The sequence below is a fragment of the Marinobacter sp. genome (assembly GCF_033722195.1).
GTDB lineage: Bacteria > Pseudomonadota > Gammaproteobacteria > Pseudomonadales > Oleiphilaceae > Marinobacter.
Window position 1 is genome coordinate 1 of the sequence record NZ_JAWVZL010000082.1, and the last position, 13,990, is coordinate 13,990.

The 13,990-nt window shown below is 64.4% G+C and carries 15 protein-coding genes; 6 read left to right on the forward strand and 9 right to left on the reverse strand.

The annotated features are described in order from the left end of the window. The 4 genes from R3280_RS12945 to R3280_RS12960 form a co-directional block, all read left to right on the forward strand. Nucleotides 1-400 (forward strand): SPOR domain-containing protein (locus tag R3280_RS12945; protein ID WP_318999027.1); only part of this gene is annotated, 400 nt, incomplete at its 5' end. 127 nt (nucleotides 401-527) lie between these two features. Beyond that, nucleotides 528-1,058 (forward strand): ATP-dependent protease subunit HslV, encoded by a 531-nt coding sequence (gene hslV, locus R3280_RS12950; protein WP_318999028.1) that lies wholly within the window; start codon nucleotides 528-530, stop codon nucleotides 1,056-1,058. A gap of 12 nt (nucleotides 1,059-1,070) precedes the next feature. Beyond that, nucleotides 1,071-2,399 (forward strand): ATP-dependent protease ATPase subunit HslU, encoded by a 1,329-nt coding sequence (gene hslU, locus R3280_RS12955; RefSeq protein WP_318999029.1) that lies wholly within the window; start codon nucleotides 1,071-1,073, stop codon nucleotides 2,397-2,399. Between the two features lie 56 nt (nucleotides 2,400-2,455). Further along, complete coding sequence (locus R3280_RS12960) at nucleotides 2,456-2,842, forward strand: DUF971 domain-containing protein (RefSeq protein WP_318999030.1); 387 nt, start codon at nucleotides 2,456-2,458, stop codon at nucleotides 2,840-2,842. Nucleotides 2,843-2,882: 40 nt separating this feature from the next. Here the strand turns inward: R3280_RS12960 and R3280_RS12965 are convergent, their stop codons facing one another. The 3 genes from R3280_RS12965 to R3280_RS12975 form a co-directional block, all read right to left on the reverse strand. Continuing rightward, a complete protein-coding gene (locus tag R3280_RS12965; protein WP_318999031.1) occupies nucleotides 2,883-4,127 on the reverse strand; it encodes a patatin-like phospholipase family protein in 1,245 nt (414 codons plus the stop codon). A gap of 149 nt (nucleotides 4,128-4,276) precedes the next feature. Beyond that, complete coding sequence (gene ptsP / locus R3280_RS12970) at nucleotides 4,277-6,577, reverse strand: phosphoenolpyruvate--protein phosphotransferase (RefSeq protein WP_318999032.1); 2,301 nt, start codon at nucleotides 6,575-6,577, stop codon at nucleotides 4,277-4,279. 92 nt (nucleotides 6,578-6,669) lie between these two features. Next, nucleotides 6,670-7,176 (reverse strand): RNA pyrophosphohydrolase, encoded by a 507-nt coding sequence (locus R3280_RS12975; protein WP_318999033.1) that lies wholly within the window; start codon nucleotides 7,174-7,176, stop codon nucleotides 6,670-6,672. A gap of 158 nt (nucleotides 7,177-7,334) precedes the next feature. On the opposite strand from R3280_RS12975, the gene R3280_RS12980 reads away from it, so the two are divergent. Continuing rightward, the gene (locus tag R3280_RS12980) at nucleotides 7,335-7,991 is read left to right on the forward strand and encodes an HAD family hydrolase (RefSeq protein WP_318999034.1); all 657 of its coding nucleotides are present in this window, start codon (nucleotides 7,335-7,337) and stop codon (nucleotides 7,989-7,991) included. Between the two features lie 9 nt (nucleotides 7,992-8,000). Beyond that, the gene (locus tag R3280_RS12985) at nucleotides 8,001-9,110 is read left to right on the forward strand and encodes an imelysin family protein (RefSeq protein WP_318999035.1); all 1,110 of its coding nucleotides are present in this window, start codon (nucleotides 8,001-8,003) and stop codon (nucleotides 9,108-9,110) included. On the opposite strand, the gene R3280_RS12990 is transcribed toward R3280_RS12985, so the two are convergent. The 6 genes from R3280_RS12990 to thiC all read right to left on the reverse strand — a co-directional run. Then, nucleotides 9,090-10,286: a class I SAM-dependent rRNA methyltransferase gene (locus R3280_RS12990; RefSeq protein WP_318999036.1), complete on the reverse strand. Its 1,197-nt coding sequence runs from the start codon at nucleotides 10,284-10,286 to the stop codon at nucleotides 9,090-9,092. The genes R3280_RS12985 and R3280_RS12990 overlap by 21 nt on opposite strands. 52 nt (nucleotides 10,287-10,338) lie before the next feature. Further along, entirely contained in the window at nucleotides 10,339-10,731 is a 393-nt protein-coding gene (gcvH, locus tag R3280_RS12995) for a glycine cleavage system protein GcvH (RefSeq protein WP_318999037.1), read from the reverse strand. 91 nt (nucleotides 10,732-10,822) lie between these two features. Continuing rightward, complete coding sequence (gene cpdA / locus R3280_RS13000) at nucleotides 10,823-11,647, reverse strand: 3',5'-cyclic-AMP phosphodiesterase (protein WP_318999038.1); 825 nt, start codon at nucleotides 11,645-11,647, stop codon at nucleotides 10,823-10,825. Between the two features lie 187 nt (nucleotides 11,648-11,834). Then, on the reverse strand, nucleotides 11,835-12,326 hold the full coding sequence (locus R3280_RS13005) for a DUF1249 domain-containing protein (protein ID WP_318999039.1): 492 nt from the start codon (nucleotides 12,324-12,326) through the stop codon (nucleotides 11,835-11,837). A gap of 2 nt (nucleotides 12,327-12,328) precedes the next feature. After that, nucleotides 12,329-12,955: an NUDIX domain-containing protein gene (locus R3280_RS13010; RefSeq protein WP_318999040.1), complete on the reverse strand. Its 627-nt coding sequence runs from the start codon at nucleotides 12,953-12,955 to the stop codon at nucleotides 12,329-12,331. 104 nt (nucleotides 12,956-13,059) lie between these two features. After that, nucleotides 13,060-13,990, reverse strand: a 931-nt coding sequence (thiC, locus tag R3280_RS13015) for a phosphomethylpyrimidine synthase (protein ID WP_318999041.1), incomplete at its 5' end; no start/stop codon positions are given.

Here is a 13,990-nt window from a genome sequence, read left to right on the forward strand (position 1 = left end):
GCCGGCAGTCACCGCGCCCGCCAAGCAGCCGCCAAAGACCCCCGCGCCCACCGCCAAGGAAGACGGCGGCTTCCGCTTCTACGACATACTGCCGGATTCCGAGGTGGTCCCCCCCAAGGTGGAGGAGTACAGCCCGGCCCCGGCCGACCCCAATACCAGCTACCTGGTCCAGACCGGCTCTTTCCGCAGCCATCAGGACGCTGAACGCCAGCGTGCCCAGATTGCCTTCCAGGGCTTACGAGCCCGGGTCGACCGTATCGACCTGGATAACGGCTCCACCTGGTACCGGGTCAACGTGGGCCCCTTTGACAGCCGCAGCCAGATGAATGCTGCCATCGACAAGCTGGTGGCCATCAACATCCAGCCGCTGGTGCGGCGCATCCCCAAGAAGCAGGGTTGACCGGGCCGGCACCAGGCCAGCTGCCTCAACTGTTGTCCGGAACGGCCAGGTCACTGACGGCACTTGAAAAACGCCGCCCTGGCGCCATTATCGATGGACCATTCATCCTCCGGCCTCTGGAGCAGACATGACCACGATTCTTTCGGTAAGGCGCGGCGATACCGTTGCCATGGGTGGCGACGGCCAGGTTTCCCTCGGCAACACCGTCATGAAGGGCAATGCCCGCAAGGTTCGCCGCCTGTACGGCAACAAGGTGATCGCCGGTTTTGCCGGCGGTACCGCCGATGCCTTTACCCTGTTCGAGCGCTTCGAAGCCCAGCTGGAGAAACACCAGGGCAACCTGACCCGGGCGGCGGTGGAGCTGGCCAAGGACTGGCGCACGGACCGGGCCCTGCGACGCCTTGAAGCCCTGCTGGCGGTAGCCGACAGGACCGCCTCCCTGATCATCACCGGCAACGGCGACGTGATCGAACCGGAGCAGGGCCTGATCGCCATCGGTTCCGGCGGCCCCTTTGCCCAGGCCGCCTCCCGGGCACTGCTGGAGAACACCGAACTGGGCGCCGCCGAGATTGTCGAGAAGGGCCTGGATATCGCCGCCGACATTTGCATCTACACCAACCACAACCGTACTCTCGAAGTGCTGTCCGCCAACGACTGACCCGGAGCAATCATGTCTGCAATGACTCCCCGTGAAATTGTCCACGAACTGAACAAGCACATCGTCGGGCAGGACGAAGCCAAGCGCGCCGTGGCCATTGCCCTGCGCAACCGCTGGCGCCGGATGCAGCTGGACAGCGAGCTCCGTGACGAGATCACCCCCAAGAACATCCTGATGATCGGCCCCACCGGTGTGGGCAAGACCGAAATCGCCCGGCGCCTGGCGAAACTGGCCGACGCCCCCTTCCTCAAGGTGGAGGCCACCAAGTTCACCGAAGTGGGCTATGTGGGCCGGGATGTGGAGTCCATCATCCGGGACCTGGCGGACATGGCGGTGAAACTGTTGCGGGAAAAGGAAATGCAGCGCCACAAGCATCGTGCCATGGACGCCGCCGAGGACCGCATCCTGGACGCCCTGCTGCCGCCTGCCCGTTCGTTCGAGCAGGACAGCAGGCCGGCCGAGGACTCCTCCACCCGTCAGCTGTTCCGCAAGAAGCTCCGGGAAGGCCAGCTGGACGACAAAGAAATCGAGATCGAACTGAAGAACCCCGGAGCCGGTGTGGAGATCATGGCGCCACCGGGCATGGAGGAGATGACCAACCAGCTCCAGAACATCTTCTCCAACATGTCCTCGGAGCGGCGCAAGACCCGCAAGATGAAGGTGGCGGATGCCATGGTACGGGTCCGCGACGAGGAAGCCGCCAAGCTGGTCAATGAGGAAGAGATCAAGCAAAAGGCCATTCAGGCGGTGGAGCAGAACGGCATCGTCTTCATCGACGAGATCGACAAGGTGGCCAAGCGCTCGGAAACCGGCTCCGCCGACGTTTCCCGCGAGGGCGTGCAGCGGGACCTGCTGCCGCTGATCGAGGGCAGCACGGTGAGCACCAAGTTCGGCATGATCCGCACCGACAACATCCTGTTCATTGCCTCCGGTGCCTTCCACCTGTCCAAGCCCTCGGACCTGATTCCCGAGCTGCAGGGCCGGCTGCCGATCCGGGTGGAGCTGCAGGCGCTGACCACCGAACAGTTCAAGCGTATCCTGACCGAACCCGACGCGTCCCTGGTCCAGCAGTACGAAGCCCTGATGGGCACCGAAGGCCTGTCCCTGACCTTCACCGATGACGCCATCGAGCGCATTGCGGAGGTGGCCTGGAAGGTCAACGAGACCACCGAGAACATCGGGGCCCGGCGTCTGCACACGGTGCTTGAGCGGCTGCTGGAGACGCTGTCCTTCGAGGCCGGCGACGGCGTCACCGACAGCTTCCAGGTGACCGCCGAATACGTGGACGAGAAACTGGGCGAGCTGTCCGAGGATGAAGACCTGAGCCGCTACATTCTCTGACCATACCGGGTTCCGGCCGGCGGCCGGAGCCTGCCCTACTGCCCTGGACCACCATCATGAGCGACACACCCCGCCCCGTTGACATCAAGATCCGCAAGCAGAGCCGCCTGATGCGGCTGGAATACACCGATGGCAAGGTGCACGAGCTGCCTTTCGAGCTGCTTCGGGTCTACTCCCCTTCCGCCGAGGTGCGCGGCCATGGCAATGGTCCGGGCAAGCTGCAGACCGGCAAGCGTGACGTGCTGGTGACCGGAGCGGCGATGGTGGGCAACTACGCCCTCAAGCTCACCTTCAGCGATGGCCACGACTCCGGCCTGTTCAGCTGGGACTACTTGAGGGAGTTGGGAGAGCGGCAGTCCGAGTTCTGGCAGGACTATCTGGAGAGGCTGGAACGGGAAGGCGGTCGCCGTGACGACGCCCAGGTCCTGAAATTCCAGCCCTGAGGCGCTGCCGGCCTGACCGCCACTGCGGCGGAGTCGGAGGTTACAACGCCTTCTGGATCAGCTCGGTGACATTGTCCAGACTGCTGCTGATCCGCCCTTTCTCGGCGCGCTTGCGCCGGCCCTTGGCCACGTAGAGCGGCAGCATCTCGCCATAGAGGCTGGTGCTGATGGTACGCTGCTCGTCCTCCAGCCGGTCCCGCCGCAGCTTGATGCCGTAGCGGGCCAGCCTGGGCTCGAGCTCATCGGCCCGCTCCAGCAGATCCCGCCGGGTCATCTGGTAGGCGTGCTCGCAGACCATGCGCCGGGACTGGAAACTGAACACGTTGGCGAAGAACAGCTTGGCGTCGTCCCGGGTGGGCTCGAACAGCAGGATATCCTTGTCCGGGTAGTCACGACCGTACTGGGCGATGCCGGACTGCATCCGCGAGTAGACCATGGTCCGGAACATCTGCGACAGCAGGTTGGGCATGCCGGAGCGGGTCAGAGCGCCGGCTTTCATGGAGCCGGAGCGCACCGCTTCGCTGGCGTCTATGGGCACCTGGGGGTTGACCGCGAACACCAGGTCGGCACCGTCCTCGAAGGCCACCGAGGCGTGCAGCCCCTTGCGCAGGGTGCCGTCGACATAATAGCGCCCATCGATATCCACCGGCACATAGAGACCCGGCGAGGCCATGCTGGCCTGGATCGCCTTGGAAATGGACACATGGTCAAAGCCCGGGGCGCCGAAGCAGACCGCCTCGGTGCTCTCCACATCCGCCGCCACAATATAGAGGCTGCGGCGCAACTGGCGGAAATCGTTGGTACGGCCCAGCATGGTGAAGGCGCGCTTGAGGTACTCGTGCAGGGCCTCGTTGTCGAACAGCCCGGCGGGCGCCGCCTGGGCCAGGATGGTGAGGGCTTCCAGCAGGCTCTGGTCGTAGGGATTGTTGACGAAACGGCCGATGGCGCTGGCCATCAGCCCCGGCACCGCCAGCAGACGGCTGCCGAACTCCCGCAGCGCCGGGCGATAGAAGACTTCCGGATGGAAGGGATGAACCTCGGCCTCGTTGCGCACGAAGATCCGGCACAGCTGGGCGGTGGTCATCTGGTTGGCCAGGTTGGCGGCCACGAAGGAGCCGGCGTTGACCCCTACGTAGACGTCGATGTCGTTGAAGTCGATGCCGTCCAGAGCCTCATCCAGGGCCCTCAGGGCACCAATCTCGTAGATTCCGCCCAGTGGACCACCGCCGCCGAGAGCGAGTCCGATCCGGGGTCTGGGTTTGATGTTTGTGCTGGCTGCCTTCATGGGTCGACCATCGTCAGAGGATTTGGCACCGGCCCACGTTGGCCGGCCTCAATACTTCTAGCCTAGCAATGGCTCCTAGAGTACACACCCTAAACTGCTAGGGCACCTGCTTTGGCGGCGGTCCGGGCGCCGTTACCCGCCCGGAAAGCCTACTGGGCCTGGCTGAGGGCGTCGGCGGAGCTGCGGCCCGGGCGCAGATAGCGGCCGAAACCGGCGCTGCGCAGGGCCAGATCGACACAGCTCTTGATCACGTGGGGCGAGTCCAGCAGCAGGATGTCCTCCAGCAGCTGGGCGGCCCAGTCGCGGCCGATACTGCGGATCACTGACTTGACCTTGGGCAGGCTGGCGGCGTTCATGGACAGGGCATCGTAGCCCATGGCCATGAGCAGTACCGCGCCGCCGGGGTCGCCCGCCAGCTCACCACAGATGCTCACCGGTTTGCCCACGGCATGGCAGTCGTGGGCGATACGCACCAGTGCCTGCAGCACCGCCGGATGGTAGGAATGATAGAGCTGCGCCACCCGGGGGTTGTTGCGATCCACCGCCAGCAGGTACTGGGTCAGGTCGTTGGATCCCACCGACAGGAAATCCACCCGCTCCGCCAGTTCGCGAACCTGGTAGACCGCAGCGGGTATCTCCACCATCACCCCCACCTTGGGCATATGGATGTTGTAGCCCTCCTCCCTGACCTCGTGATAGACCCGATAGATCAGGTGCAGCGACTCCTCCACCTCGGAGATATTGCTGATCATCGGCAGCATGATCTGCAGGTTGTTCAGGCCCTCGCTGGCCTTCAGCATGGCCCTCACCTGCACCAGGAAGATTTCCGGATGGTCCAGGGTGACCCGGATACCCCGCCAGCCCAGGAAGGGGTTCTCCTCGCTGATGGGGAAATAGCTCAGGGATTTGTCGCCGCCGATATCCAGCGTGCGCATGGTGACCGGGCTGGGCGCGAAAGCCTCCAGCTGTTCCCGGTAATACTCCCGCTGCTCCTGCTCGGAGGGGAAGCGCTCCTTGATCATGAAGGGCACTTCGGTGCGGTACAGGCCGATGCCCTCGGCACCGTGGTTCAGCGAACGCACCACGTCGGTCATCAGGCCGGTGTTCACCAGCAGCGAGACCCGATGGCCGTCGGTGGTCTCACAGGGCTTGTCCCGCAGTGCCTCGAGGCCGCGGAACAGGGCGTCTTCCTCTTCGCAGATCTCCTGATAGTAGGAGCGCAGCTCGGCGGACGGCGATGCGAAGATCTGGCCCTCGAAGCCGTCGACGATCATTTCCTTGCTGTCGAGCTGGTTGACCGGGATGTCCACCATGCCCATGACCGTAGGCACACCCATGGCGCGGGCCAGGATGGCCACATGGGAGTTGCCCGAGCCCCGTACCGAGACCAGACCCACCAGCTGGCCCCGGGGCACCTCGCCCAGCATCGCCGGGGTCAGCTCCTCGCTGATCAGCACCGTGCGTTCCGGGTAGGCCAGTTCCTGATGGTCGCCCTCCTGCAGATGGGCCAGCAGGCGCCGGCCCAGGTCGCGGATGTCGACAGCGCGTTCCCGCAGGTAGAGGTCGCCCATCATCTCGAAATGCCGCACGTACTGCTGCACCACCTGCTTCAGGGCGCCCTGCGCCCAGTTGCCTTCGCGGATCCGGTTGACCACCTCGCCCGGCAGAGCGTTGTCGTCCAGCATGCGCAGGTAAACTTCGAACAGCGCCTGCTCTTCCGGCCGCAGCTGGGAGGCAAGCCGTTCGGCAACCCGCTCGATGTCTTCACGCACCGAGGTAACGGCGCCCTCGAACAGGGTCAGTTCCTGGTCGATGTTCTCGGTCTGCTTGTCGGGTACGGCGTCCAGGTCCGCCGGCGGATACACCACCACGCCCTGGCCAATGGCCACACCCGGCGCCCCGGCAACGCCCTTGAAACTCACGTCCCGCGCTTCCCGGCCGGTCAGCGACAGACCGCTGATGGCCCCGGTGGCTTCACTGTGGGCAATCACACCGGCCAGCTGGGCCGACACCGTGACCAGAAAAGCTTCCTCACCCTCGTCGAAGCAGCGCGAGTTCTCCCGCTGCTGAACCACCAGCACCCCGAGCACCCGGCGATGGTGAATGATGGGCACGCCCAGGAAGGAACTGAAGCGCTCCTCGCCGGTTTCCGGGAAATAGCGGTAGCGGGGGTGCGAAGGCGCATCCTCCAGATTGATGGGTTCCTCACGGGAACCCACCAGGCCGATCAGGCCCTCGGAATGGGCCAGGCTGACCTTGCCGATGGCCTTTTTGTAGAGCCCCTCGGTGGCCATCAGGATGTAGCGGTTGGTTTCCGGGTCCAGCAGGTAGACCGAGCACACCTCGGTATTCATGGCGCCCTGCACACGGGAAACGATGATATCCAGGGCTTCCTGCAGGTCCCGGGCACCGTTCACTTCTTGTACGATACTTCGCAGTGTGCTGAGCATGCCGGCTTAATCCGTTATTGAAGGGAGCCCTTGATCAGAGAACCGGGTGCGCTGGCACCCTTTCTCTCCCGGGCTCCTCTGGGCCAGGAGACTTAGCGGCCGTCTGGGCGCGGCCATTGCTCCATGGTGCGAAACAGCCTGGGGGCCAGCTCTCGCAGGGCCCGCCGATAGACCTCACGTTTGAACGACACCACCTGACCCAACGGGTACCAGTAGCTGACCCACTGCCAGCCGTCGAACTCCGGTGTATCACTGCCGTCGACGCATACCTGCTCGTCCGGCGAAAGCATCCTCAGCAGGAACCATTTCTGTTTTTGCCCCACACAGACCGGGTGGGAGTTGTGTCTCACCATCCGGCGGGGCAGGCGATAGCACAACCAGCCACGGGTGCAGCTGATGATCTCCACATCGCCTGCGGTCAGGCCTACTTCCTCGGCCAGCTCACGGTAGAGCGCCTCCTCCGGTGACTCATCATGTTTGATGCCACCCTGGGGGAACTGCCATGAATCCTGTCCTATGCGCCTTGCCCAGAGGACCTCGCCCCTGTGGTTGACCAGAATGATCCCGACATTGGGTCTGAAACCGTCTGAATCGATCACGGCACAGTCCTCTATCAAAAAGTCGGTCTTATCTCCAAGTTGCCTTCATTCTTACAGAAACACCAATCTTCGGCAAACACAGCTGATCGCTTTTCACCGTGCTAGTATGACCATCCTGTAAGCCACTCCCAGCCGTCCATCCCCAGGAGGAGACACCGTTGACGCTTGCGATTTTTGATCTGGACAACACCCTGCTGGCCGGCGACAGCGACCATGCCTGGGGCGAGTTTCTCGTTGAGGAGGGCATCGTCGATGCCGAGCACTACCGCCAGGCCAATGACCGCTTCTACCAGGAGTACCTCAACGGCGGGCTGGATATTTACCGCTACCTGAGTTTTGCCCTGGAACCCCTGTCCCGGCACGAGCCGGAGCAGCTCCAGCAGTGGCGCGAGAAGTTCCTCGACGTCAAGGTCCGACCCATGATGCTGGCCAAGGCCAAGGACCTGCTGGACGATCATCGCCGCCAGGGCCATACCCTGCTGATCATTACCGCCACCAACCGCTTTGTCACCGAGCCCATTGCCACCCTGCTGGAGATCGACCATCTGATTGCCACCGAGGCGGAAATGGTCAATGGCCGCTACACCGGCGCTGTAGCCGGCGTGCCCAGTTTCCAGGAGGGCAAGGTGACCCGTCTGCGGGAATGGCTGGAACACCACCAGGAGACCCTCAACGGTGCCTGGTTCTACAGCGACTCCCACAACGACCTGCCCCTGCTCAAACAGGTCAGCCACCCGGTAGCCGTGGACCCGGACCCCACCCTGGCGGACTACGCCCGTGACCGGGGCTGGACCATCCTGTCGCTGCGGGACTGAGCAGACGTTATGACCAGACTGATTGCAGGCACTCTTGCCCTTGCCGCCACCGCCCTGCTGACCGCCTGCAGCGAGGAGCCGGCATCGCCGCCGGTGATTGCGCCACCGGTGGATATCCAGGCCCCGGAAAGCCTGCAACAAGCCGTTACCAGGGAGACCGATGCGGCCTGCGAGGCAGCGGGAACCCTGCGGGGCGCGATCACCCGCTTTCTGGAAACACCCACCGCTGAGCACCTGGTGGCGGCCCGGCAGCAGTGGCAGGCCTCCCACCAGAGTTACGGCCAGGCACTGGTGGCCTACCAGCTGGCCCACATGAACCCGCCCCAGATCGCCCAGGACCGCGACCCCGTCGACGCCCATCCGATCCTGCCTGGCTACCTGGACCGGGTACCGGGTTACCCCCGCAGCGGCCTGGTGTACTCGGAAGTCCCCCTGACGCCGGCGTTCCTCGAAGAGGAACACCAGTCCACCGATTTCTTCTACGCCACCCTGGGCTTTCACCCGCTGGAAGTTCTGCTTTGGGGCGGTATTGACCCTCGCCCGGAATTCCGCGCCCAGCTGTTCCAGCGCCCGGATTCACTGCCGGAAGACCAGGTGGATGCCCGGAGCCGGCGCATTGAATTGCTGCGTCTGATTGCCTTCGCCCTGCCCCGGGATGTGGCCCGGCTGTGCGCCTACAACAACCGCGTGGCCCTCACCCAGGCACTGGCGGCGGTGGCCGCCGAGCCCGGCCAGGCCGGGGAGTCGCTGGCCGAAGCCCTGGACGTAATGATCGACCAGCCGCTGGCACGGTGGCAGGCCAATCCCACCGGCGAGGACCGCAATGGCATGCCGGTCTGGCACTCTGCCTTTGCCCGCAGCGATTTCGACTTCCTGCGATCGCAGCTGGTGGCCTGGCACGGCACCTGGCTGCCGGAGCTTTTGCCGGAGCGGGCCACGGCCACGCTGACCGAGCGGGTCGAAGCCCTGAGCCAGCGTCTGGAGGCCCTGGCCGGGACCGACGGCCTGCCCGGGATGGAGCGGGTGAGCGAGGCCCGCAGCCTGCTGGCGCAACTGCGGGCGGAGCTGACAGCCGATGAGACCGCCAGCCCGGAGGGCTCAGAGGAAGCCGGTCAGTGAACGGACGAAACAGGCCTTGATGTAGTCGGTCTCCGGGATGCCCGGCACGACGGGATGGTCGGGGGCCTGGTGGCCCTGCTCCAGCAACTGTACGAAACGGTCAATCTTGCGCCCGCTGGCCCGGATGATGTCCAGCAGCGCCGCCTGGGAAAGGTGCATGGAGCAGGACGCCGACACCAGCAGCCCTTCCCGGTCCAGCAGCCGCAAGCCCAGCTGGTTGAGCCGGGCATAGGCCTGCTCGCCGGCTTTCTGGTCGCGCCGCCGCGGAATCAGGGCCGGCGGGTCCAGCACCACGATGTCGAACTTCTCCTTCTCGTCGCAAAGCGCCTTCAAGGCCGCAAAGGCGTCCCCTTCCAGGGTCTCCACGTTGCTCAAGCCATTGAGTCCGGCATTGTGGTGGACCGAGTCCAGCGCCTGGCTTGAGCTGTCGACACAGGTCACGTGGGCCGCACCGGCGCTGGCAGCCTGGATGCCCCAACCGCCGACATAGCTGAACACATCAAGCACCCGCTTGCCCGGGGCATAGGCCTGCAGGCGCTGGCGATTGACCCGGTGGTCGTAGAACCAGCCGGTCTTCTGGCCTCCGGCCAGCGGCACATCAAAATCGGCACCATTCTCCCGCACCCGCACAAGGTCCGGCACCTCGCCTTCAAACGCCTCGGTGTAGCTGTCCAGACCCTCCACCGAACGCATCTTGCCGTCATTCTTGAAAACGATCGCACGGGGATGCACCAGGCGCTGGATGGCGCGACCGATGGCTTCCTTCATGGTTTCCATGCCGGCGGTGGAGATCTGCACCACCACGACGTCGCCAAACCGGTCCACCACCAGGCCGGACAGGGCGTCGCTGTCGCCAAAAACCCAGCGGTAGAAAGGCTCCGAAAACAGCCGCTCACGTAGCGACAGCGCCAGCTCCATGCGCTGTGACAGGCGCTGCGGCGTCATGCCCTGGTCCGCATCGCGGCTGATCAGGCGACCGCAGATCAGGGCGTGAGGATTGATGAAGACCGTGCCCAGGGGTTTGTCGGCAGAGGACCTCAGCTCGGCCTGGCTGCCGGCCTCGAACGCAGTCAGCGGCGAGCGCTGGGTGTCCACCTCGTTACTGTAGACCCAGAGGTGCCCGGCCCGCAGCCGGCGCTCGGCGCCTTTGCGCAGGTATAATGGCGGAAACTTCATGGTGTTCTTCCCGGATAGGCCCCAGCCGGGGGCATGTTGCGGCGGATCCTGATCAAGCTTCGGCGTCGACGTGGGCGGCGTAAGCCTCCGCGTCCATCAGCCCATCCAGCTCACCGGGGTCCGACAGCCTCACCCGGAACAGCCAGCCCTCGCCGTAGGGATCCTCGTTGACGATCTCGGGCTCGTCCTCCAGGGCCTCGTTGACCGCCAGCACTTCCCCGGTGACCGGGCTGAAAACGTCGGAGGCGGACTTGACCGATTCCGCCACGCCGGCTTCCTCGCCGCCGGTAACCGTGACGCCCACGTCCGGTACGCCGATGTAGACGACGTCGCCGAGCTGCTCCTGGGCAAAATCGGTGATGCCCACGGTGGCGGTGCCGTCGTCGGCGACCCGTACCCACTGGTGGGTTTCGATGTACTTGAGATCCTGTGGAATATCGCTCATGGCCAGCTTCCTCGGCGGGTATTTCCGGGCAGTTTACCGGATGTCGAGCGGATGAAAAGGCCAGGTCGGCAGGAAAGTCCGAAAGCCGGGCTCAGTAGCCCGTACTTTCCATGTCCAGCTGATAGGAAAACTGCACCGCCCTCACCACCCCGGTGTCGAAGCCACCGTCAGGCCGCAGACTGAACCAGCGGTAACCCGGCGGCATGTCGGCGACGGCGAACTTGCGGGCGTTCTCGGCAAACTGGATGCAGGTGGAGGGAGTGGCCAGCAGGCGGACCCCCTTGCGGGTCTGGTCCAGCTCCTGGTGGATATGGCCCCACAACACGATCCGTACCTGGGGATGGCGGTCAATCACCTGCCAGAAAGCATCCCGGTTGCGCAGGCCGATGCTCTCCATCCAGTCGCAGCCGATGTCCACAGGGTGGTGATGCAGGGTCACCAGTGCCGGCAACTCCGGTTCACTGGCCAGGGCCGATTCCAGAAACGCCAGTTCCTCTTCAGCCAGCTCCCCATGCACCTGACCGGGCACCGCCGAATTCAGCGCCACGAACTGCCAGCCGCCGGCGACAAAATGGCGACGATTGCTGTCGGTGCCGGCCATGGCGCGGTTGAGGTTGGTCTGATGGTCGTGATTGCCGGCCATCCAGATCGCCGGGCAGTCGAACGCCTGCAGGCGCTCGGCGAAAGCCCGGTAGGCGGCCTCGGTGCCGTCCTGGGCCAGGTCGCCGGTGGCCAGAATGAGGTCCGGGCTGAAGCCCGACTGCTTGACCGCCGCCACCACGGCGTCGAGGCTGGCACGGGTGTTGACACCAAGAAGCTCGCCATCGGGATCCGCCATCAGGTGGGGATCGGTGAGCTGCAGCACCTGCAGGGCCTGTCGGTCGTGGTCGTGGTCGTGGTCGTGGTCGTGGGTCATATCGTCCGTTATCTGGTCTAGGGCTGGGCCGAGAGTAGAGCCAATCCTGGATGGTTTCCAGAATCCCCATCACACTCCCGCCAGGCTTCCCTCACACTTGGGCCGCGAACAACCATTTTACGAACTGTGACTCACCCTGGATGCGACCGCCATTCAACCTTCGTCCACTCTCAACCTTCGTCCACTCTCAACCTTCGTCGACCCCGTCGGCGCCGGGCCAGCCCGGCAGGGCGAGGGGCGCATGCCCAAAGCGCAGGCAGAAATCCAGCCAGTCCGCCAGAAAGGCGTTGACCTGGACTTTCTCATCCGGGTGGTGCATGTAGCGGTTGGGGTAGTCGTTGACCGCCGCGATCCGGTGGTCTCGGTAGCAGCTGATCACTTCGGCCATGGCGGCATCGTGATAGACACGGACCGTCAACTGGGGATTGTTGAGCCAGCGGCCGGGGTTGTGCACCTGCTCCAGCAGCAGGGTCTCGGTGAAGCGGGCGGTCTGCAGTACCTGTATCCGGACCCGGCCAAAATAGGTGTCGCCCTTATGGAGCTCGAACTCCGCCTGCTCGGGCTGGTCGGACTCCAGTTTGCGCAGCCGCTCAAGTCGGTGGTAGTTGCCCTCACAGAGCGCCCCGAGACGACGCAGGTCCGGCACATAGCGGCGCTTCTTCATGGTCCACTCGCGCATGGTCAGGTCCACTCACGACGCAGCCGGGGCCGGTTGATCTGCAGCCACTGCAGGGCAATGATGCCGGCTGCATTGTTGATGGAACCGTCCGCCACCATGGCCAGGGCCTCATCGGCGGAAAACACGTGGGCGCGGATGTCCTCATGCTCTGCCTCGAGACCGTAAAGGCCGCCGGCGGATTCGGTTTTCACCCGGCCGCAGAACAGGTGCACCATCTCGGTGGTACCGCCGGGGGACACCAGGTAATCGAGAATGTGCTCCAGGGTCTGGAATTCCAGGCCGGCTTCTTCCTCGGCTTCGCGACGGGCCACCTCCGCCGGTGATTCGCCGGCCTCGTTCATGCCAGCCACCAGCTCCAGCAGCCAGGGCGACTGGTCACGGCCCAGGGCGCCGGGCCGGAACTGCTCCAGCAGCACCACCTCGTCACGCTGGGGGTCATAGGGCAGCACGCAGGTGGCGTCGCCCCGCAGGAACAGCTCCCGGGTGAAACTCTCGGTCATACCGCCGGCAAAACGGGCATGCCGCAGCGTCAGCTTCTCCATGCTGAAAAAGCCTTCGAACACGGTTTCCCGGTGCTGGATGTCCACATCCTGCTCGGAAAACTGGAAGGGAGGAGTCTGGTCTGACATGGGTGCCCTGCTTCGGATTCGATGAAGCAGAACAATAGCTGGCCACAGGCGCGGGTTTCAAGTCCCGATGCCCGGGCTCACGCCCGGGCATCGGTCCCCACCGGTTACACCTTGTCGTAGAGCTTGCTGCCGCTGGCGCGGAACTGCTCGGACATTTCCTTCATGCCCTCATCGACAGCAGCGGACTCCTCGATGCCCTTGTCCCGGGCGTATTCGCGGACCTCCTGGGAAATCTGCATGGAGCAGAACTTGGGACCGCACATGGAACAGAAATGCGCCACCTTGGCGGATTCCTTGGGCAGGGTCTCGTCGTGGTAGGCACGGGCGGTGTCCGGGTCCAGGCCCAGGTTGAACTGGTCTTCCCAGCGGAACTCGAAGCGGGCCTTGGACAGGGCGTTGTCCCGGATCTGGGCACCCGGGTGCCCCTTTGCGAGATCGGCCGCATGGGCGGCGATCTTATAAGTGATAATGCCGGTCTTGACGTCGTCCTTGTTGGGAAGCCCCAAGTGCTCCTTGGGAGTGACATAACACAGCATCGCGCAGCCGAACCAGCCGATCATGGCGGCGCCGATGCCGGAGGTGATGTGGTCATAGCCCGGCGCAATGTCGGTGATCAGCGGCCCCAGGGTGTAGAAGGGCGCCTCGTCGCAGCAGGCCAGCTGCTTGTCCATGTTCTCTTTCACCAGGTGCATGGGCACATGGCCGGGGCCTTCGATCATCACCTGGACGTCGTGTTTCCAGGCGATTTTGGTGAGTTCACCGAGGGTTTCCAGCTCGCCGAACTGGGCAGCGTCGTTGGCATCGGCAATGGAGCCGGGGCGCAGGCCGTCACCGAGACTGAAGGCCACGTCGTAGGCCTTCATGATCTCGCAGATGTCCTCGAAGTGGGTGTAGAGAAAGCTCTCTGTGTGGTGGGCCAGACACCACTTGGCCATGATGGAGCCGCCGCGGGAGACGATACCGGTGACCCGCTTGGCGGTCAGCGGCACATGGTGCAGGCGCACACCGGCGTGGATGGTGAAATAGTCCACGCCC